The organism is Yeosuana aromativorans (assembly GCF_014646655.1).
In the GTDB taxonomy this organism is placed as follows: domain Bacteria; phylum Bacteroidota; class Bacteroidia; order Flavobacteriales; family Flavobacteriaceae; genus Yeosuana; species Yeosuana aromativorans.
Window position 1 is genome coordinate 1 of record NZ_BMNR01000010.1, and the last position, 21,940, is coordinate 21,940.

A 21,940-nucleotide genomic window follows, 5' to 3' on the forward strand; every position below is an offset into this window, starting at 1 on the left:
CGGCACCTTCAAGCGCTTGCAAGAGCAGGGACATGAAGTGCACGTGGGCTATCAGACATCAGGGAACATAGCGGTGGCAGATGATGAGGCACTGCGCTTTGCAAACTTTGTTTGTGATTACAATGAAAAATTTGGAATCGACAACAAAGAGGCGCAATCAATCTTCAAAAAGGCCAAGACATTCCTCAAGAACAAGAAATCCAGCGAAATTGATATTCCAGAGGTTAGGTATATCAAAGGACTGATCAGGAAAGGAGAGGCAAAATCAACCTGCCATTATATAGGTGTTCCAGACAGTCAAATCCATTTTATGGAATTGCCGTTTTATGAGACCGGTAGCATTGAAAAGAAACCGTTGGCAGAAAAGGACATACAAATAACAATGGACCTGATAGAGAAGATCAAGCCCCATCAGATATATGCGGCCGGTGATTTGGCCGATCCCCACGGAACCCATAAGGTGTGCCTTGATGCTGTTCTTGAAGCTGTGAAAAAGCTAAAGCCCAAAAAGTTCATGGACGATTGTTGGCTGTGGCTGTACCGGGGTGCATGGCAGGAATGGGGCATTGATGAGATTGAGATGGCCGTTCCGATGGGACCGGACCAGGTACTTGAAAAGCGCAAGGGCATTTTTAAGCACCAGTCGCAAAAGGATGGGGTTGTTTTCCAAGGCTCGGACAGCAGGGAGTTCTGGCAGCGGGCCGAGGACCGCAACAGGGAGACCGCCGAGCTGTACGACCAATTGGGACTGTCACATTATGCAGCTATGGAGGCTTTTGTGAGGTGGGAGTATTAAAAAAACAGAAATGAGTTTTTGAGTTAGTTAGTTTTTTGGTTAGGACTACTCGATAGTATTGTTAATGATTATTAATATTCGAGTAGTTCACTAACTAAAATAGATTTTGATTTAGAATGGAAACTTTAAAAGGCAACAACTTACCAAACATTAAAATTTACTCAGAAAGCCATTTACAATAACACCAATAATTTGACTGGAACACTTATACATAAAGTGTTTGTTTTTAGAGGTTTGTTGTAATCAAATTATATATTTAACTCTAGTAATTGACTTTTATTTTTCAAATTCAAAGTGCTTTTTGAATGATATAAAATCCCATCAATCTTTTCTTTAATATAATTCCCTTTTTTTAAGGATTTACTGTAAATTGATATTTTAAATTTAATATCAACATTGTTATTCTCTTGTTCAGAAATGGTAAAATAGCCTCTTGGAAAATATACTACTAATTCACTTAATTCTTCTTTCAGATACAAATCAAATTCGCCAATTATCCAATTTATAAACCGTCTAAAAGCTATCCTATTTTCAAAGCTATCAAATTCTACCCATTCATATAAATTTTTCTTCATTGAAAGTTAAACGGTTTTTGCTTTAAAAAGACCTTTTAAAATCTATCCTTTGTCCTTTTAGTAGCCTATCACAGATTATCTTTAAAGTTTCATTTCCAGTATAATCAATAGTAAAAATTTTCTCTTGATTAGGAACTAATGATTTAAGCGATTCGTTGGATTTATTTCCATTAATTGAAAAATAGGCATCGTAATAAATTGGCGCAGTACCTGTATTTTTTACCGTTAAAAAAGTTTTAGTATTGGATTTTTCTAGCTTAGTAACTTCAAACTTATATCCTGTATGCAAACTGGCTTCTTTTATGCGCTCTGTAGTTTGATATTTGTATTGATCATTTCCAATCATGTAAGAAACATGGAATCTGGAAACTGCAGATTCATAGGATTCGCCATGTGGTCCATCTGGTGACAGTACATTTTCCTGATCAAAAGCAGTATAATAGTTGAATTCACCTCCTATTGGACTGTTTTTATACCTGTTTTCATACCCCAAAAATTTAAACCTTTGCTCATTAACCCTTGCGTGTTCTTCAGCCATAAATGAATCATCAAACAATCCAAATGACAAGTTTAATAAAGATGGATTTTCACGAAATGGTGTTACTTTCCCATCCTCAACATCAATTGAAATGGACCAATGTAAATTAGAAAACAAACTATCCATCTTCTTTAAAAAGATGGTTTGAAATTCTTTTGAAGGAAATGTTTTTCCCAACTCAAAAGGACCATCATAAATATGATACTCACCCCACAAACCAAATCCTACTTGTAAAAATGCAAGCCTATTATCGTTGTTATATTTTTCAGCAAAATTCTCATAAAATTGCAATGTGAAGTCTTTTAATTCTTGATTGGACCAGTCAGGGAACCATGTTTCTTTGCCCTCGCTGAGCCCTTTAGTCTCATGATAGTCCGGCAAATCCTTAATATACTTTGGAACTGTGGTAAGCTGCCCTACATAGGTGTACCGAAAACGAAGAATTGCTTGATGATTTCTTGAAGCTATGGCGTTTAATTTATTCTCAACAACAGACCAATCATAAACACCCTTTTTGGATACAACATCATCAAAAAGCATATATGAATACTCTAAGGTATGTGCTCCAGAATTTGCATTTGGGTTTCCATCCCATACAACTATACCTGTCATGGGCTGTACATTTGTAAAACTAGAAACACCTCCTCCATTTAAAATGGAAGCATTTATTATCTTGTCGTGTTGATCATTTTTTTTATTCCCACCACATGCCATGATTAGGAGACCTATGGAAAGAGAAATAATTGGTACACTTTTTTTCATTTTTAATTAGGTTATAAATTTGGAAAACCAATAAAATTCATAAAATCAACTTTCTTTTCTCTATAAATTATCGTATTATTTTTATCACTTGGGTTCTAAGCGTTGGAACGGTGATGTTTAATTCATCATTCTTGACTTTTAATGGCATACCACTTAATACTTCTAATGCTTTAAAGTCCCTTGAGATACCTAACGTCTTTAAGTCAAAAGTTACCGTGCATGAAGCATCCTTATTTCCGTTATTTCTAATGGTAAAAAAGAGTTCTCCCCTTTCACCAAAACGCTCTATTCTCACAAAATCGATATCACAAACAGCATCGGTGACAGGCTCCCAACCAGCCGCTGAGATTTGTTTTATAATAGGAATATATTTTTTAAAGAAAGGGCGTCCATTTTCTACTTTTTCCGCATCCATCCAATAAGGGTCACTGGAAGCATCAGTACTAAAAAAAGAAGGGAAAAAGCCATAAGCCAAAAGTTTTTCAAAATAGATTTCGTATCCTTTGAATGGAAAATTGGTAAAAGCCTTGTCATTTAGTCCTTCATTTAAAAGAAAAACAATCGGTTTCTGAGAGGAAATGGCTCTTTTAAAATCTAAAGCTTCTATACCATGATCTCCAGTTGAATACCAACTTAATTCTGCTCCAAACAAATCAAGGTTAGCTGCGGCAAATGGATTCCATGCATGTCCATTGCCCATTACCAGTTTTCCTTGGGAGTGCATTTCATCTGCAATTTTTTTCATAAACTCAAATTCTGAAACAAAATTCCAAATGGCTGGCCTAGCAACGTTTTTTGAAAATGATAATGGGTAATCTGTATATTTAAACTGTTCAATCCTATAATTTAAATCATAATGCCAGTTCCATTCCATCGAATCAAAATAGACACCATCAACATTCATTTTTAGTGCTGGCGCAATTTCAGTTTGCCTAACATATTGATATCTGTTAAAACCCTCAATATCAGGATTGCAATTGGTGGTAATACTCACTGCCCATCCTGAACTGAACCATGGTGTTTCAAGTCGACGGGTTTGCCAAAGTCCATTTTTGTCTTCTGTAGCACTATTTTTAAGGTATTGTTGATGCTCCTGTGGCACCATTCTATTTGATACAAGTGTATCATAGGGAATATTTTTTCTGAGTATTGGCAATTGAATATCCCAAGGTTCTGTATATTGAAAGCTTAAGACACCCGTACCTTTATCAGATACAATACTGGGTATGCTCTTTCCTTCTTTAACGTCAAAACTATTCCATGACAATTCATGAAAAGCAAACCCAAAGTCCTTCCAATTTTTAATGGATCTAAGTGGTGTGAAAGGAAGCCAAATTCCCTCTGTTGTAACCCTCTTTTTAAAAGATTCAGGATATATGGAGTAATATTGTTTTAAAGCTGCCCGCATTCCCCAATTGGAATTAAAGTTAAAATGGCTTAATTTGAAAAAAGCACGATTTGGAAATTTCTCAGTTAATGGACTAGTTGCTATATCAAACTCAGCAATTAATCCTTCATTTTTTTTGGCACTTAAACGATAAACTATTGGAAGAGTCATATCAACACCTAAACCTTCTCCAGAATTATCAACACTAACCACTCCCAGAGGATAAAATGACATAGAGCCTTGCCCAACTGAATCCCCATAACCACCGTCAGATAATGTTTGGCCATTGAAGGCTCCGTCCGGAGGCAGCATGGTAGAAATTTTCTTGGTATCTGAATAGATTGAATCTTTACTCATTACATATTCTTTTTCCAACCCACTAAACCATTTCCATTTGTTTCCTTGTAAAGGGATAATAATTCGAAGTGTTATACAAGAATTTTCATCAGAAAGGTTTTCCAGTTCACCATTTATTTCTGTATAATTCCCCTTGTCAATTTCTTTAAGTACAACTTGGTAAAAGTTATTTTTAAATCGTGTGATCTTTGTGCTTTTAGTAAAATTTACATCATATTCAGGAAGCTTAATAAAAGTATTATTAGCCTTACCCATTTCAATATATTCAACATAAATAGAGGTTGCATCCTTTTGAGCTTTTAGGGAATTATCCTTTTTTTCTTTAACTTTTTCTTGATAAGCCAATAAAGAATCAGGCCAAACACCATGAGTCTCCCCAAACGTCTTTAATACAAAATTACCGCTGAAGCACTGTATTGTAGCAAAAAACAAAATAGTTGTTACAAATAAATAGGTTTTCTTCATTCTAATTTTACTTTTTTGGTTTAACACTAATCTTTATATTCTTATGAACAATTTCTTTTTATACATCCAAAAACAAATAAACCATAGAAAAAGAAGCACAACTATACTTAACATTATATTAGCATTTAATGTCCCTGTCCATCCAAATAAAGCATTGGAAAACGGCAAAAATATTTTCCTAATTAGTTCTGCACCACCTACATGCGCAAACAAATAAATAAACAATGGATTCATTCCTACAACCGCAAAGAACAGTACTCCTTTTTGGTATTTTTTAATATCTATCACCCAATAGCATAATGCGAGTGCCAACAAGGCCCAGCCACCGCTAGCAAAAACAAAAGTGCTTGTTGAAATTCGTTTTATGATAGGTGTATAATAACTAAATCCGTAACCAATGATTAGTCCTATAATTCCAGCTATAAGCAAAAGCTGAATTTTTTTCTTATTTGTTCTTTCGCTTATTAACAACTGACCTGCCATTACACCCCAAATGGTATGCGCAGCAGTAGGAATAGCATTAAACATAGCCCAATGCCCTGTGTCTTCATTACCTGAAATCAAAATATTTAACCATGCCCCAAAGTTATGTCCTGGGACAAAGGCTTGATTAAAACCTTCAACTGGAAAAAATCTATAAATACCTTCGCTTATTAAAATCAATAATAAGGAAAACCCTATTTGAATCATGGGCTTTTTACGAATGATTAAAAATGCAAGTATATATGTTACACCCAGTTGAGCAAGTACATTTTGAAATCTAAAAACAATTCTTCCTGGATCAATACAATATAAAGCCCATCCTAAAACCAGTAACAAAAAAGCTCTCCTAAAAGCATGTTTTTGCAATTGTTTAAATGTGTCTCCCTTTGCCATTCTTTTAGAAAAAGAAAATGGCATAGAAACACCCACAATAAACATGAAAAAGGGTTGGATTAAATCCCAAAAATGTAAACCTTCCCAATCCACATGATGAAATTGCTCTCCTATAGTATGAATAATACTTCCGTGAAGTTCAGGAGAAATCATAAATTCAAACAAACTTGAAAATTCAGCAATTAGCAAAAACATGGTAAGCCCTCTGAAAAAATCCAGTGAAAGTAAGCGGTTGTCAGTTTTAATTGTATCCATTTTTTTAATATTTATTAAAAAACTTTAAATTGTTTGTTGACATCTATATGTTGTTAGCTTTCCAAATTTATCATTATCATATTTTAGCCAAATATAGAGTTGTTTAAGCAAGAAGATATTTACTCATTTCTAAAAATTGGTTAATAGAAATGATTTAATCACATGAAAAATGCCTGAATTCTTGAAACAGAGCTCTTTGTTAACAACTTAACAGTATTCAACCATTCTTACATAAAGTATAAAGAATGGTTAAATACATTTGTATAAAAATTATTCGCAAAGACTTGCAGATTCTATTGGAAGTTCATAACTAATAAAAGCACTAGTTGCAGTTACTTTGGGGAAATCTGCTACAGATGCCCATCCACTGTTCAATTCTGAAATAGCAAGACCAATAGAGGTGCCTAGCGAACCTAGAGCCGATTTTGGGATCTTGAATTCAATAGCATTAGTTTGCGCATCTATGTTTACCACGCCAGAAGTTGTAAAATAACTATCTGCACTGGTTAACCAATTCCATGACCACCCTCCATTAGGATCGTTATGAGCATAAAAATCACCCCAATCGTTGTTTAAAAAAGCCCCTTCAACCAAAAAATCTGCGCCTGAACCATTTGGCCATTGCCAGCTTAATAATCCTGTAGATGAATTTCCGTCTGCATTAATGTACATATCGACTACTTCCAATTTCATGGACGTGTTTCCCTCTAAATAAAAATTGACAAAATCGCCACCTCCCCATATTTTAATTTTTTGCATGGTAGCTCCAGATCCACCTTCATCGTACACTACAGGAACATCTGCCCAGTCATCAAAATCACCATCAATGGCAATATTTACATGTAAAACCTCTGGTGCAGTAATTGTTTTTGTAATAGAAGCTTCTTGCCCAGAATCATTCATAGCTGTAAGGGTTACATCAATTTGTCCTCCTACTTTGGTATATCTATAACTTGGATTTTCTTTTTCGCAATAAAAATATAAATCTCCAAAATCCCATCTATAGGAAGTAGCTCCTTGTGAAAGGTTCGTAAACCTAAATAAGCTTGCATCATTTTCATCTACCGTATATGAAAAATCAGCTATTATACCTCCATCGGAGGCTGTTCCGTTGTCATCTGTCCCACAACCTGCAAGTAGTGAAACTATGATCAAAAAATAGAAAAAATTTAGTCTTTTCATGATTAATTTATTTAGAGATTAATTGTAGTTTTTAGTTTATAGTTAGGGTATGTTGCAAGTTATTGAACCCTTCAGTGGGCTCCCATGTATTGCTATTTGCCAATTGGATGGAAAAATCAGGATTATTGGACAATGTACTGTATGCATCCTCAATTTTTAAAAGTAATTGATAATTTCCTTGAGGAATACCAGAAAGGCTTACAGACTCTTGTAATTCAAAATCTGAGTCTGGTACTACGTGTCTAACATCAAAATCTAAAGCCTTTTTATATATTTCACCATCAGACACAGATCTAAATATTAAATATGCCTTTTTTTTGTTGTAAACAGGTGCAAATCCTACATTATCAATAACCACATTTAACATAAAGTTGCCATTAATGCTTACTTCTTTTTTCAAACTTGAAGTCTTTAATAAAAGCCTATATCCCAATTTTTTTTGAAAATCAGTGAAACAGTTATTGTTTCTCCATTCTTGAAGTACTGGTCCATAATAATCTAGGTTTAAATAAGTCCATTTTAACAACTTCATTTCGGTTTCCGCTGTGGTGCAACTAGCTATTGGAACATCCGTTGGCGGACAAGTTTCTCCTCCTGTTGGCACAAAAAGGGCTTCCTTGCTTATGTAGTTTTTTTCTACACTAATGTTTTGGTACGTTCCATAATCGTTTGCACTGGCCAAAAAACAATCATTATGAAATCCTACTCGGGCAATATCGCTAGTACCATATCCTACTGATGCATCTATTGGCGTAGAATAATTAAAAACCTCTTGTTTATACAATGGTGTCCTTAATTGAATTTTTATTTCTTTGGGCAAGACTTCCAATAGTTTATTTACCACGGCCTTTTTATTTTCCAGAGTCGTCAAATTATTGGTGGTATAATACCATTCTCCCCATGAACCTATAAAGCCTGCTTGAACAAAAGCAATAACATCTGCATTATCATTAAAAAGTGGTTTCAATTGATCTAAATGGGTTTCAATAATATTTAGTGGAGCATCAGTGTCTTCTGGGTTACTGTTATAAGCAAAACGCAATACACATTTTATACCAGATGTTCTTAATCTTTCAAAATCTGTCTTTATTAAATCCAGTTCGGCAGTACTTAAGCTTGAGTTTTTAAAAGCATCTAAATAGTAAAGCCGATTTATAATAGTTACGTTTTCATTTTTCAGGTTTTGTAACGTTACCAAGCTTAGTGGAGTTCCTTCAGAACTAACATTCCATAAGTGCATAAATCCACGCTCTGGATTTGAAATCACTTCGCTAGAAGCCTTGTACGTTATATTGCTTACCGTATCGTCTATTGGTTCTACAGGATCTTGATCAGTACCATTGCTGCCACAACTTATTATAAAGCTTAGAAACAATCCTAATATAAATTTAAATTTCATTTTTTTTGGGGTTTAAATCGATTAATAATTGTCTTTAATCCAATTATAGGGTGTTCTTTTCATCCAATTTCCTCTTGTAAAATCCGGGAAATCTTGTGGTTCTCCATTATTTTCAATGGAAGCTTCTGATAGCGGTGTTATAGCACTCCATGCTGCCGCATCGTAAGCATCCAAAGGAGGTGCTATATTTAATTTTGCAGACTCTACAAATGCATGGATAACAAAGAAATCCATACCACCATGTCCTGCTCCATTAGCTTTCTCTCCATATTTTTGCCATAACGGATGATCATATTTCTCCATCCATTTATCCGCAACATCCCATTCATCAAATTTAGAAACGCCTTCAATATAAATACGATTTCCATCTACCTCCCACAATCCATTTGTCCCTTGAACCCTAAAACCAAGGGAATACGGTCTTGGTAAATTTGTATCGTGTGTCACTATTATGGTTTCACCATTTGAAGTCTCTATGGTAGATGTAACAACATCTCCTAATTTAAATTTCAATTTGGCATTGGGGTGATTTTCACCTGCGGTTTTTACTATGTAGTCATGTAATCCAACTGCTTTTGTCGCATTAGAAGTTAAGGACAAGAAACGGTTCCCTCTATTAATATCACACATGGTTGCAATAGGTCCAACACCATGGGTTGGATACATATCTGCGTTCCTCATTAATGAGTGCTTGGTTCTCCAGGCGGACTCTGATATACCTTTTTCTCCAAATTCTACTCCAGGTCCATAAGCCGTTTTTCCATCATTAAATTTTACATGTCTCAAATCATGTTGGTAACCACATCTAAAGTGAATTAATTCTCCAAAAACATTTTGTTTTACCATGTTCAGCACAGCTAAAATATCCCTGCGATAACAAACATTTTCCAAAATCATTAAATGTGTTCCCGTTTGTTCATGAGTATTGACCAAATCCCAGCACTCTTCCATAGTGTTAGCAGCAGATACTTCTACTCCAGTGTACTTACCTGCCTTCATGGCATCTTTGGCCATACGGGTGTGCCACAACCAAGGTGTGGCAATAACAACAGCATCTACATTATCTAAAGTCAGAAGATTTTTATAATCATATTCGTCTTTACCAAAAACCAATGGTTTTTTGTAGCCCTTTTCTGTTATGTTATCAACGGCTATTTTTATTCTTCTTGGGTCAATATCACAAATGGCAGTAATATTTATATCACTTCTTAATAATAGGTTGTTCAAATGGTTTGTACCTCGCAAACCAACACCTATCATTCCTATTTTTAGTTTTTCGGCATTTGAGCTTGCACCAAAGGTTAAACTGGGCATTAAAGCTATACCTGTACCTGCTATTGCTGTTTTTTTAATAAAATTTCTTCTGGAGTCCATATTACTACTGTTGTTTTTTATTTTCATTTTAGAGGTTATTAAAATAAAGGGTTGCAATGATTACACTTTCAAAAAAAACAAGGCAACCCTTACTCAAAACTAAACCAAACTAATTATATCCAGGATTTTGTTTAAAAGCACCTTTTCCTTCACTTATTCTTTCAAGTGAAAATGGATATAGAACTTTATATGGAGCTGTTTGGCTAGATGCACCATTTAATTCTATGTTATGCTCACTAAATTTACCATGTCTAATCAAATCTGAACGGTATTGTCCATTTTCACACCAATATTCATGAGACCTCTCTAAAAGAATCATATCATTAAAGCTATCAATATCAGCATAATCAACCAACTTAATTGGATCTAGATTTGCTCTTTCCCTAATCATATTTACCAAGTCTATGGATTCTTGGTTAGGTGCCCCATTTTTATTGGCTATAGCTTCTGCTTTTGACAAAATCACATCAGCATATCTGTATAAAATAATATCAACAGTTGTTAGCGCGGTACTTCTGTCTGCATCAGCTGCAATTTTTAATGGAAGTGGCCCCATTTGCATGACATTACTTGGATTAGACCTATTGTAAGTCACTCCGTCTGTACCTGTATATTCAGCTATCAAGTTTGTTTTTCTAACATCATTACTTTCAAATGAATCATAAAATTGCCAAGAACTTTGAATGGTGGCCCAACCTCCTCGTTCAGGATAATTAGATGGTAAAACCATCATTTGCCATTGGTTTTCACTTGTTCCGGCATAGTCTGCAGGAACCGCGAACATGACTTCTTTATTATCAGCTTGTGATGCCGTACTGAACATACCTACATAATCAGGATTTAATTCATAATAGTTCATTGCCATAATTGCATTGGCCTGTGCTTCAACATCTGCCCATCTTTTTTCATGAAGATATAATCTAATTAACAGCATTCTAGCAAAGCCTTGACTGAATCTACCATAAGCAGCTTCTGCCGGGGATGGCAAATCTGCAGCAGCATCCAATAAGTCTTTTTCAATAAAGTTTACCATTTCTTCATATCCCATTCTTGCTAAAGGCGTTTCAGTTAATGGGTTTTGCAAAACTTCTAATGGCGCAACTACCAAAGGGCCATACATATCAAAAAGTTCATAGCATAAAAAACCTCTGGCACACTTAAGTTCTGCAATACCTTTCTTTTTTATATTATCATTGACGCTGGATTTTTCAAGTCTGTCAATACTCAATGTATTGGAACTTATTTTATTATAAAAACGGTCATAATATCTAGTGACTGATTCATTCGTTGGGTTATAACTATGTAAAGTAGCCAATTGCTGTACACCAAAATTCCCCTGAAGAATTTCGGTTGAGGCATCATTAATAAACATGATTCCGTTTTCTGATGTTGTATGAATACCATCCCACCAAGACCCTCGCAAAGGATAATAAGCAGCCACTACCAAAGCCTCAACATCTGCTTCAGATGCAGGAAAGATAGCTGGATTAATTTCATCATAATTTACAGACTCTAATTCTGGGTTACATCCAAATGTCAAGGGTATTAACAGCCCTAGCATTATCAGTTTTATTTTTTTCATAATCATTAGTTTTTTTTAAAATTTTAAATCTATTCCTATGGTATACGTCTTAATGTTAGGATATGCTGCCACATAGGCATCCGTTTCAGGATCAACACCATTGTAAGGTGTAATAACAAAGAGATTTTGAGCATCAAACCTGACTGTTGCGCTGTTTAATAATTTCCCCATCCAATTGGAAGGTAAATTATATGCTAACGATAAATTTTGAAGTCTGATAAACCATGCATCTTGTAAGAAAAAATCACCTGAACTATATTGAGTATATCCATAGTGTGAAGCCGGTCTACTGTTTGTTGGATTATCTGGTGTCCATCTGTTATAAATACTTCTTAAGGCATTGCGCCCATTTTGCCAAACACCATCTGCCGAAACGCCTAAAGCAACATCTGTTGGGTCTATAATTTGCCTTCCAAACATACCATTAAAATGAAACTTAAGTTCAAAATTTTTATAACTGATGCTATTGCTAAAACCTGCAATAAAGTCTGGATCAGTTGACCCTAACATTACAATATCTGCTTCATCTATTTTTCCGTCTGGTTCTCCAGTTGCTATAAACCTTCCATTTTCATCAACCACAGGATTTCCAGAACCATCTCTTTCAAAACCATTTATATCCTTAATTTTTATTTGACCAGGAAATAAATCCGGTTGCGCCGGAACCACCTCTCCTATTTGCATCACGCCATCGGATAAGTAAGAATATCGGGCACGTATAGGATCATCCTCTTTCTGATAAATAGCTGGTTTCCAATCATCTGCTCGTTTTTTCCATCGATCTTTGAATTTAGAAAAAGTTAATGTGCTCTTCCATTTAAAGTTTTCTGTATCTACGTTAACTGTATTTAAAGTAACTTCAACACCTCTACTTTGTGTACTTCCAATATTGGCCCAAACGGTATTTATCTCATTGTAGGAATTGATAGGTTTTAATTGTAATAAATCTGAAATCTCTTTATTGTAAACTTCAACAGATCCTGAAAATACCCCCTTAAAGAATTCAAAATCAAGGCCAATATTAGTCTCTTTTGTTGTTTCCCATTTTAAATCTGGGTTTTCCAGTCGAGAGGGAAAAACACCAATTAATATAGACTCATCAGGATTTAAATACGCCGGTTGCGCATAATAAGCCGCAAAAGCATTGGAACCAATATCGGCATTTCCTGTTTGTCCATATCCTACCCTGAGCTTTAATTGGCCCACATCATCCTGTAATTTTTCCATAAATGGTTCTCCTGCAATATCCCAACCAACAGCCACAGATGGAAATATGGCAAATCTATTGTTTTTGGAAAATACACTTGAGCCATCTCGTCTGATGGTAGATGTTAAAATATACCTGCCTTTATAAACATAATTTAATCTCCCAAAATAAGATACTAAATTATCTTCATGCTTTGAAGATGCTATCACTTTGGTACCTGCACCTGCATTAATATTGTTCCATAAAAAGGCATCTGTTATAAAATCACTATTGCCAGAAGATGCACTTTCAGATTCATATGTTTGTCTTGAATACCCAATTAAAAAATTGAAATTATGGTCTTCATTAATGATCGTGGAGTAGTTTAAAGTAAAATCAAACAACTTGTCATTTTTCTTCTCATTAGCTATTGTAGCTTTACCGTTCTCCAATGCACCCCATAACGTTGTTCTTGGTAAATAGGTATTCCTACTTGTGTAGCCTTGGTCTATGCCAGCTTGAAACCTAGCCACTAAACCGTGCAATGGTTTTATTTCGGCAAAGAAATTGGTTAATGTTCTATCAATAACACCTTTGTCGGTTATAGTAAGCAGCGAATAAGGGTTAGGCTCCTGAGCATTATCTGGGTTAATGGGATAATTACCAAACTCATCAATAGCTTGAATATGTGGCCCATATTGCAATGCCGATCTGATAATTCCAGAATTTTCATATTGCCCTGAACCTAACTGGCTATTTTCATTATTGATTCTGCTCATAGTAAGATTCATTCCTACACTTAAAAAATCAGTTAGCTTTTGATCCAAATTGAATCGTAGCGAGGCTCTATCAAAGGCCGAATTTTTCAATATCCCATCTTGTTTATATAAGTTTCCTGATAAATAGTACTTTGTTGATTCTGTTCCTCCTGTTAAAGACAAGTTGTGTTGTTGAGTGCCACCATCCCTAGTTATTAAACCTAACCAATTGGTACCTTTTCCTGCATTATTTATTTGATCATCCGAATAAAATCTAGTAAATGCAACACCATTAACAGGGTTTGCAATAGCCTCTTCTAAAGTTTTATCACTGTATGGATAGACCCTATTTTGGAATGACCAATTTTCAAAAGCAGCTTGGTTTCTTAATTTCATCCACTCTTGCAAACTCAATACATCATAACTATCATTATAAGCTTGGTAAGAATATGAACCAGAATAAGCAACCTGTACCTTTCCGGACTTTCCTTTTTTAGTTGTAATCAAAATAACACCATTTGCAGCTCTTGCGCCATAAATAGATGTTGCACTGGCGTCTTTTAACACAGAAACAGATTCAATATCATTTGGGTTAAAAGAATTTAAAACACTTTGGGTTCCTCCATCATATCTATTACCAGTTCCTGGTTGTTGAAAATCAGTAATAGGAAAACCATCTACTACTATTAAAGGTGCATTTGAAGCATTAATGGACCCTGCTCCTCTAATTTGAATATCCAAACCACCACCTGGCTGCGCACTATTCTGTGTAATTTGTAGCCCAGACACTGTACCTCTAAGTACATCACCAATTGAAGGTGAAGATGATAATACCAAATTTTCGGTTTTCACTGTTGAAATAGCGCCTGCAATATCTTTTTTTCTTTGTGTACCATATCCAACAACAACAACTTCATCCAAACTAGTATTATCTGCTAACATTACAACATTAATCAATGACTGCCCATTAATTTCTATTTCTTGTTTAACATATCCTAAATAAGAAAAAACCAAAGTTGTTGCTCCATCAGGAATTTCTATACTATAGTCGCCATCAAATGTAGTCACTGTGCCAATTGATGTGTCTTTAACCAATATAGAAGCACCAGGAAGTGGTATTCCTGCGTCATCAGTAACTTTTCCAGAAACAACGATTTGCTGTGTGTTATTTTTCTCTACTTTGTAAAAAATCTTTGAATTTGATGAATACACATTTGCATTCATTTGAATTAACGAGATTAATAATAATAGAGTTAGCTTCATTTTTAAATCAAATTTTAATTCATTACTCTGTGTATTGAGTAGCCTAGTGAATTTTTTCATATTTTTGTTTGTGATTTATTAATTAGAGATTAAATTAAGTCACTTATTATAACCGGAAAATGCTGCAACATTTTTCGGTTTTTAAGTTAGTGTCAGTAAGGGTAAGAGTCGCTACATAATTCATAAGATGTTTTTAGTTTTAGTTAATAGTTAAATTGTTATTTGACCTGTAATTAAATTGTTCTTTAAATACCTACTGGATGTTAAGCTTGAAACTATTCAAGATTCACACTTTTATCTCTTTTGATGTTTTAATTATTCTCGCTCCAGAATCTACACTTACCTCGTAAGCATCAATCCCACCAGCATTTTTTATACCATCAATAATTTGGCTTTCTTTGTTTTTAGGAGCTAATACCACAATACTACCGCCACCGCCAGATCCAACTATTTTTGCACCGTAAGCTCCAGCATCCAAGGCCCCTTGTATCATATTATCAATTCTTGGAACAGTAATTCCCAAAACATCCTTCAATATTTTATGGTGTTGATTCATTAGCTCACCTATTTTCTTAAAATCTGGTTGATCCTTTGTAAATTCTGCAAGTGCTTTTTGTGTTATATCGTGATTGGTAATAGCGGCATATAAATAGCTTTGTAGATTATCTGGTACATAATTTAAATACGCTTGTAAATCTTCTTTTTTAGCCTGTTTTATATCAAAATTTGGGATTCCATTTTTTACTTTATGTATGGCAAGCCATGTTTTTTCTCGTAATTCGCCCAAGAGACCAACAGTTTCTTTTGGAATACCAGATTCTCCTATTATGATACCATGTATTGGAGTGTTGATTACTTGGCAAGAAAAATCATCACCTGTCTCTAGATATACTACGTTTCCAACCCCAATACTGTATTGATCCATTTTGCCTCCGGGCGCTCCTTGCTCAAGAACTTCTGCCTCGTATGAAATTTGCGATATGATTTCTGGAGTTACCTCAACATTTATCCCAAAAGCTTCAATTAAAAAATTGACCCAAGAAACCACAACGGCTGAGGAACTTGACGTCCCAGCATTTATAGGTAAGTTTCCTTTTATTTCAATATCATAACCTTTATCTGGTATGCAACCATATCGCTTTAAAACCCTAAGGGCAAACAACAAATGATCACCTTTTTCAATATGGACAACCTCATCATCAATATTGATAATTCTTTTTTGGTTTACATCAGGTTTGTTGATTTTAAAAACCCTTAATCCATTTTCAATTGCTGTTAGTTTAATATTTCTGCTGATGGCACAAGCAATAACAGGTAATCCTAAATAGTCTTGGTGGTCACCAAATAAACATGTTCTTCCAGGTGCTAATGATATTATTTTTCTCATTTAATTGGGATCTATTTTTTTGTTTTTTAAAACTAAAACAGTTTACTTTTTGGTTAAAAAATTGTCAAATTTTGATTAAGTTATAAAGCGAATGTATTTAATTATTTTTTAATAAAAAAGAAAATCAACAAAAAATGTGCTCGAACACATAAAAAAAGTGTTTTCGAGCACATTTTTGTAATACCAATCTTAAGTTTTTATATCTTTGCTCATTATGAAAAAATACACCATTAAAGATATTGCTGAATTGGCAGGAGTTTCAAAAGGGACGGTTGACAGAGTTATACACAACAGAGGAAAAGTGTCTCAAAAGGCCCTGGATAAAGTAACAAAATTACTTGAGGAAATTGATTATCAGCCCAATCCGATAGCTAGAAGTTTAAAGAACAATAAAATCTATAAAATTTATGTTGTGCTGCCAAATCCGGATGAGGATAGTTTTTGGAAGCCTTGTGTAGATGGTGTAAACCAAGCCATTGAAGAATTCAAATCTTTCTTGGTAGATATTAAATTGTTTTATTACAGTCCCCACAGTACGAAATCGTTTCAGAATGTAAACAATACCGTAATAAACTTATCCCCTGACGCTGTTTTATTTCCACCTATTTTCTATAAAGAAAGTATTAGTATAGCAAATAGGTATAAATCCGCTGGAATAATTGTAAGTATCTTTAACAATCAAATAAATTTAAAAGAAGCTGTAAATTTTGTCGGACAAGACCTGTATCAAAGTGGCAGAGTTGCTGCACGATTAATGGAAATGATTGTTCCTAAAAAGACCGATATTGTTATTTGTCATTTGGATGAACCTTTTAACAATGCAACTCACATGCAGAAGAAAGAAAAGGGATTTAGAGATTACTTTGAGAATTTAGGACATTTTGAATATAATTTATTGACTTTTAATGCTGATAAAGAAAGCCTCCACAAATCACTAAACGACTTTTTAAACATTCAAAAAAACGTTTCCGGTATATTTGTGACAACATCCAAAGTCTTTAACGTAGTAGAAGTACTCCAAGAAAGAAAACATAAAAATTTGAAAATAATTGGTTATGATCTTTTAAATAAAAATGTTAGTTTATTAAAAAGCAACGCCATCTCATTTTTAATACACCAACGATCTAAATCACAAACCTATCTAGGACTAACTTATTTAGTTGAACATTTTTTGTTTAATAAAGATATTCCGAACCAAAAACTATTGCCTATAGATATAGTAAATTCTGAAAATTTAGATTCATATATAGAAAACTAACCTACTTTAGTCTTAAAACTCCAAAAGAAGAGGAAATGTGAAAGTTTGGGGTTTCTGTTTGTGGATCAACCCAGGTTAACCAAACCGGTTCATAAGTAGAATCTTTTGTTTTATAATATTTTGCCCTATAAATACCAGTTTCTATTTTACCATCCTGAATTAAATTTAATTTTTTTAAAGAAGATATGCTTATTTTACCTTCAACACAAAATCCCTTTGGGTTTAAAGAAGATTTTACAATCAAATCATTATGGGGCCAATTCCAGTTAAAATCAAAATCTTTATCTGGACATGCTTTGAAATCCATAATTCTGGGAGTTGGGTCAATTTCTAAACAATAATAAGGATTAAGTGAAGAATCTGGTCGAAAGAACAGCTCTACTCTATCTGAAATATTTATACTATTAAAACTATTGTCTGTTCTATGTATATGAATGTTATTATCAATAACTTCAAATAAAAAAAACAAATAGTCCTCATCCCATAAAGCTTTAAATTTGGTTTCCGTATTCCTAATCTCTTTCCAAGGAGAATGGAAATCTCTTAAAAAACAAGCCCTTTCCCATAAATTACTGTCAGCTTTTCCTGTAATGATTAATTGATTTAAAGGAATATTATTCACATTATATACTCTCACCTCTATCTGGAATTATAAAAATTTTGATAAAAATAACCAATAATTTTATTATATAATTGATTAACATATACACTAGAGTAAACGAAAAATACTGTCCTATTAATTTGAAATGAGATAAATTTACTCAGTCAACTATAGTCCAGTATTTTACATTGTATAAATTACAGAACAAGTATTTTAAACTATTTGCCCGATGCAGAAAGTAACTTTTATTTATTTAAAGGTGTTTAAATGTAAACGATACAAAAACGGTACAATTATTATGCAAATAGATTAAAATGATTCAAAATACAAAATTTGTATTTTTGATATTATAAATATGAAAGATTTAAATTTCTAATACAATTTGAATAATAATCAACATATTCAGTTACTCATTAATCACATCAATCAGGATGTTATTCTTGATAACGATGTTATTAAAAAATTGTCCTCCATTATTGTCTTTAATGAATTAAATAAAAAAGAATTTTTAATTGAACCTGGAGAAACAGCTGATTCTATGAATTTTATTGTTCAAGGTTGTATGCGTAGTTATTATTTAGATGAAAATGCTCAAGAACATACCTTGCAATTAGGAATTGAAGAATGGTGGATCAATGATTTATACAGTTATTTAAGTCGCAAAAAGTCTAGAATGTATGTTCAAGCATTAGAAAAAACATTGCTTATACAATTACCGAGACTTGAACTAGAGAAACTCTATATTGAAGTGCCTGAAATCTCTAATTTCTTTCGTATTAAAATTCAAAATGCCTATGTCGCTGTTCAAGAACGTGTCATCGACAGTATGAGCGATGATGCCTATGAAAGATATGATAATTTCAGAAAATCGTATCGAAATATTGAACAACGCGTACCTCAATACATCATTGCTTCTTACCTAGGAGTCACCCCAGAATTTTTAAGTTATTTGCGAAAAAAACACTCTTAATTCCATTCTTAAGATACCTTAAGTTTTTTCTTTTAGCTTCACTATAATTTTGACCCATACAATAATAAATGGGTTATGTTACGATATTTAAACTTAACAGTTTTTATCATATTTGAAACACTAGCATCAAATGCACAAAGTGTTAATTTCTATCCGGAAATGGTTTTAGGAAATCGTTCTACTAGCTATCAGCATGTTATTGGATTTAAAATTAATGACACATGGTCTCTTAATAATGTATCGCTATTTGATACCGAGTATACTAATGATAGGAATAACATCTTTTTTATTAGAAACACGTTGTCATATAAATTGAATAATCACTTTAAAGCTAATGCTGCTTTTGGTGTTAAAAACCCAGGAGCATTTGCAACCCTTACTTCACAATACCAATACACCGTTCCAGAATTTAAACTGAGTTATGCTATAGGTAGTACCTATCAAAATGGATTTACTCTAGAGCAAACTTTATCGATGAATTATACGCCAAGCCTGACTAAAAATATCCAAGCTTATGTAAATCTATTTGTGGTAGTTAATACCAATTTGAAAGTGTTAGATAGAGGCATTCAACAGCTGCGTATTGGCGTTAAAAAGAAACAACTTATTACAGGAATAGCATTAAATCTAGACCAATTTATCAAAGCAGAAAAAACTCTTGAAAACTTTGGATTATTTATAAAATATAACTTTTAAACATTAAAATTATGAACACAAAACAACACATTGGATTATTACTTTTAAGAATAAGTATTGCATTTACAATGCTAATCTATGGGATAAGCAAATTAAACTTTGGTATTGAATATATTAATGGTTTGCTTGAACAATACGGCCTTCCTACATTTTTAGGCTATGGCGTTTTTGTTGGCGAATTTATTGCACCTATTCTCATCATTATTGGATATAGAACTAAACTAGCAGGACTTGCCTTCGCTATTAATTGCTTCGTGGCAATATTAATGGACCGACTTCCAGACGTGTTAAGCTTAAATGATCACGGTGGTTGGTCAATAGGATTAATTTTTATCTATATGATGTTTGGCATTGCTATGTTTTTTATGGGTGCTGGCAAGTATGCTCTTTCAACAAATAATAAATGGGATTAACAGCATAGCTATGAGACTATTTTTTTTATCAGTATTAGGATTAGCAGGAGGTGTTTTTTTAGCAGTCCAAGCCGGATTTAATGCTCAATTGGGCAGCACTTTAAAGCAGCCTATTCTCGCTGTGATTGCAAGTTCTATAAGTAGTGTAGTATTTGGATGCTTGATTTTATTGTTATTAAGCAAAGAGAGCATTCAAAATATTACAACAACACAAGTACCATGGTACTTGTGGTTTATTGGTGGCTTGTTTAGTGTACTAGGTATAGCTATTTACTTCTATAACATTCCAAAAATTGGAATTTCAAAAATGATAGCTCTTGGGCTTTGTGGACAGCTCATTTTTTCATTAATCGCTGGAAAATATGGCTGGCTCAATTTACCCGTAGAACCTATTACTACCAAAAGACTTGTAGGAACCATTGCTATGGTAACAGGTATTATACTTTTCAATATTAAATAATAAATTATGGAAACAATACAATCAAATATTACAAACCTAACTTCATTGTGGAAAAATGCAACGCAACCTTTCAATACCTATAATGAAGACAAAAATATAGGCTATTGCTTTATACCTAACTCGCAATGGCCTAATAAGATTTGGCTGAAAAAAACCCATGACCCTAAAGTTTTAAATGAAATTAAACTTCTTTTAAAATCAGAATTGGATGGTCTCACTTTTTCTCATTTTGATATAGATTTTAGTGAACAGAACAAAATTATTTTTGAGAATCATGGCTTTGATGAATCCTCAATACAATTCGGAATGTCTTCAAAAATTAAAGACAAATTAAAGACTTCAAAAAAATTAAATTTAAAACTAATCACCAATATTGAAGATTCCAAAAAATGGAGTCAATCATTTCAAAAAGCATTTGGATATCAAATTTCAGAAGAAACCGTTAATAAAACCTATCATCATATAAACTACTACCTAATATATGATCAAGAAAATATTGTAGGAACTGTTATTACTCATCAAACACTTGCTACAATTGGCATACATAGTCTTGGCATATTACCTAATATGCGAGGTAAGGGGTATGCTACACAAATAATGTACAGGGTACTTAACAAAGGATTAGAACAAGGATGCAACCTCGCAACCTTGCAGGCCTCAAAAATGGCAAAAAACATGTATGAAAAAATGGGATTTACAACAGAATTTATAATGAGAAACTACAAATTAAAAACACAATAAAATGGAACTATTAAAAAATTTAAAATGGCGATATGCCACCAAAAAATTCGATACTACGAAAAAAGTCTCATCAGATGATCTTGAAAAATTAAAAGAAGCGGTTCAATTATCAGTTTCGTCTTATGGATTACAACTGTATAAAGTTTTAATCATTGAAAATATAGAAATTAGAGAGCAATTGAAACCAGTATCTTGGAATCAAAGTCAGATTACGGATTCCTCTCATTTGTTCGTTTTCTGTAATTACATAGATGTATCTGATAATGCTATTGACGACTTTATTAAACAAACAGCAGAAATAAGGGGCTTGGATCTAGAACGATTAAATGGTTATGGGGATTTTATAAAAACTAAACTAGCTGAAAAATCTCAAGAAGAAAAAACAAGTTGGTTAAAATCGCAAATCTATATTGCACTTGGAAATCTTTTAAATGCTTGTGCCGAATTAAAAATAGATGCTTGCCCTATGGAGGGTTTTGAACCAGAAGCTTATAACAAAATTTTAAATCTTGAAGCCCAAGGTCTCAATGCTGTTGTTATTGCTCCGGTAGGTTACAGACACCAGGAGGACCATACTATAGGCGCAAAAAAAGTTAGAAAACCATTCAACTTATTGTTTCAAGAAATTTAAAATCAATGAGATTCTTCACTCCTTAAGG

The 21,940-nt window shown here is 33.5% G+C and carries 19 protein-coding genes; 8 read left to right on the forward strand and 11 right to left on the reverse strand.

Features of this window, described 5'->3' with window-relative positions; genetic code table 11:
* The coding region (locus IEW94_RS15660) for a PIG-L family deacetylase (RefSeq protein WP_188654809.1) at positions 1 to 796 on the forward strand (796 nt) is incomplete at its 5' end.
* A gap of 248 nt (positions 797 to 1,044) precedes the next feature.
* On the opposite strand, the gene IEW94_RS15665 is transcribed toward IEW94_RS15660, so the two are convergent.
* The 10 genes from IEW94_RS15665 to IEW94_RS15710 all read right to left on the reverse strand — a co-directional run bounded on the left by IEW94_RS15665 (position 1,045) and on the right by IEW94_RS15710 (position 16,142).
* Positions 1,045 to 1,371 carry a hypothetical protein gene (locus tag IEW94_RS15665; RefSeq protein WP_188654811.1) on the reverse strand — a complete coding sequence of 109 codons (327 nt, stop codon included), beginning with the start codon at positions 1,369 to 1,371 and terminating at the stop codon, positions 1,045 to 1,047.
* A 22-nt stretch (positions 1,372 to 1,393) separates the two neighbouring features.
* On the reverse strand, positions 1,394 to 2,671 hold the full coding sequence (locus IEW94_RS15670) for a DUF4832 domain-containing protein (RefSeq protein ID WP_188654813.1): 1,278 nt from the start codon (positions 2,669 to 2,671) through the stop codon (positions 1,394 to 1,396).
* 67 nt (positions 2,672 to 2,738) lie between these two features.
* The gene (locus IEW94_RS15675; RefSeq protein WP_188654815.1) at positions 2,739 to 4,880 is read right to left on the reverse strand and encodes a hypothetical protein; all 2,142 of its coding nucleotides are present in this window, start codon (positions 4,878 to 4,880) and stop codon (positions 2,739 to 2,741) included.
* A gap of 33 nt (positions 4,881 to 4,913) precedes the next feature.
* Complete coding sequence (locus tag IEW94_RS15680) at positions 4,914 to 5,921, reverse strand: acyltransferase family protein (RefSeq protein WP_373286648.1); 1,008 nt, start codon at positions 5,919 to 5,921, stop codon at positions 4,914 to 4,916.
* Between the two features lie 360 nt (positions 5,922 to 6,281).
* A complete protein-coding gene (locus tag IEW94_RS15685; RefSeq protein WP_188654819.1) occupies positions 6,282 to 7,193 on the reverse strand; it encodes a PKD domain-containing protein in 912 nt (303 codons plus the stop codon).
* Between the two features lie 31 nt (positions 7,194 to 7,224).
* Positions 7,225 to 8,592 carry a DUF4832 domain-containing protein gene (locus IEW94_RS15690; RefSeq protein WP_188654821.1) on the reverse strand — a complete coding sequence of 456 codons (1,368 nt, stop codon included), beginning with the start codon at positions 8,590 to 8,592 and terminating at the stop codon, positions 7,225 to 7,227.
* A 21-nt stretch (positions 8,593 to 8,613) separates the two neighbouring features.
* A complete protein-coding gene (locus tag IEW94_RS15695; protein ID WP_373286649.1) occupies positions 8,614 to 9,993 on the reverse strand; it encodes a Gfo/Idh/MocA family protein in 1,380 nt (459 codons plus the stop codon).
* Positions 9,994 to 10,075: 82 nt separating this feature from the next.
* On the reverse strand, positions 10,076 to 11,548 hold the full coding sequence (locus tag IEW94_RS15700) for a RagB/SusD family nutrient uptake outer membrane protein (protein ID WP_188654823.1): 1,473 nt from the start codon (positions 11,546 to 11,548) through the stop codon (positions 10,076 to 10,078).
* A gap of 15 nt (positions 11,549 to 11,563) precedes the next feature.
* The gene (locus IEW94_RS15705; protein WP_229669552.1) at positions 11,564 to 14,815 is read right to left on the reverse strand and encodes a SusC/RagA family TonB-linked outer membrane protein; all 3,252 of its coding nucleotides are present in this window, start codon (positions 14,813 to 14,815) and stop codon (positions 11,564 to 11,566) included.
* Between the two features lie 226 nt (positions 14,816 to 15,041).
* On the reverse strand, positions 15,042 to 16,142 hold the full coding sequence (locus IEW94_RS15710; RefSeq protein ID WP_188654827.1) for a mevalonate kinase family protein: 1,101 nt from the start codon (positions 16,140 to 16,142) through the stop codon (positions 15,042 to 15,044).
* Positions 16,143 to 16,356: 214 nt separating this feature from the next.
* Between IEW94_RS15710 and IEW94_RS15715 the strand changes: the two genes are divergently transcribed.
* Positions 16,357 to 17,400, forward strand: coding sequence for a substrate-binding domain-containing protein (locus IEW94_RS15715; RefSeq protein WP_188654829.1), 1,044 nt, complete (start codon positions 16,357 to 16,359; stop codon positions 17,398 to 17,400).
* A 1-nt stretch (position 17,401) separates the two neighbouring features.
* Here the strand turns inward: IEW94_RS15715 and IEW94_RS15720 are convergent, their stop codons facing one another.
* Positions 17,402 to 18,022 carry a carbohydrate-binding family 9-like protein gene (locus tag IEW94_RS15720; protein WP_188654831.1) on the reverse strand — a complete coding sequence of 207 codons (621 nt, stop codon included), beginning with the start codon at positions 18,020 to 18,022 and terminating at the stop codon, positions 17,402 to 17,404.
* Between the two features lie 361 nt (positions 18,023 to 18,383).
* Here IEW94_RS15720 and IEW94_RS15725 point away from each other — a divergent pair, with 361 nt between their 5' ends.
* From IEW94_RS15725 to IEW94_RS15750, 6 genes are all read left to right on the forward strand, one after another.
* Positions 18,384 to 18,971, forward strand: coding sequence for a Crp/Fnr family transcriptional regulator (locus IEW94_RS15725; RefSeq protein ID WP_188654833.1), 588 nt, complete (start codon positions 18,384 to 18,386; stop codon positions 18,969 to 18,971).
* Between the two features lie 75 nt (positions 18,972 to 19,046).
* Complete coding sequence (locus IEW94_RS15730) at positions 19,047 to 19,667, forward strand: hypothetical protein (protein WP_188654835.1); 621 nt, start codon at positions 19,047 to 19,049, stop codon at positions 19,665 to 19,667.
* A gap of 11 nt (positions 19,668 to 19,678) precedes the next feature.
* Complete coding sequence (locus IEW94_RS15735) at positions 19,679 to 20,080, forward strand: DoxX family protein (RefSeq protein WP_188654837.1); 402 nt, start codon at positions 19,679 to 19,681, stop codon at positions 20,078 to 20,080.
* Between the two features lie 10 nt (positions 20,081 to 20,090).
* Entirely contained in the window at positions 20,091 to 20,540 is a 450-nt protein-coding gene (locus IEW94_RS15740; protein WP_188654839.1) for a DMT family transporter, read from the forward strand.
* 6 nt (positions 20,541 to 20,546) lie between these two features.
* On the forward strand, positions 20,547 to 21,281 hold the full coding sequence (locus IEW94_RS15745; protein WP_188654841.1) for a GNAT family N-acetyltransferase: 735 nt from the start codon (positions 20,547 to 20,549) through the stop codon (positions 21,279 to 21,281).
* Between the two features lies 1 nt (position 21,282).
* On the forward strand, positions 21,283 to 21,912 hold the full coding sequence (locus tag IEW94_RS15750; RefSeq protein WP_188654844.1) for an NAD(P)H-dependent oxidoreductase: 630 nt from the start codon (positions 21,283 to 21,285) through the stop codon (positions 21,910 to 21,912).
* The last annotated feature ends 28 nt before the right edge of the window (positions 21,913 to 21,940 follow it).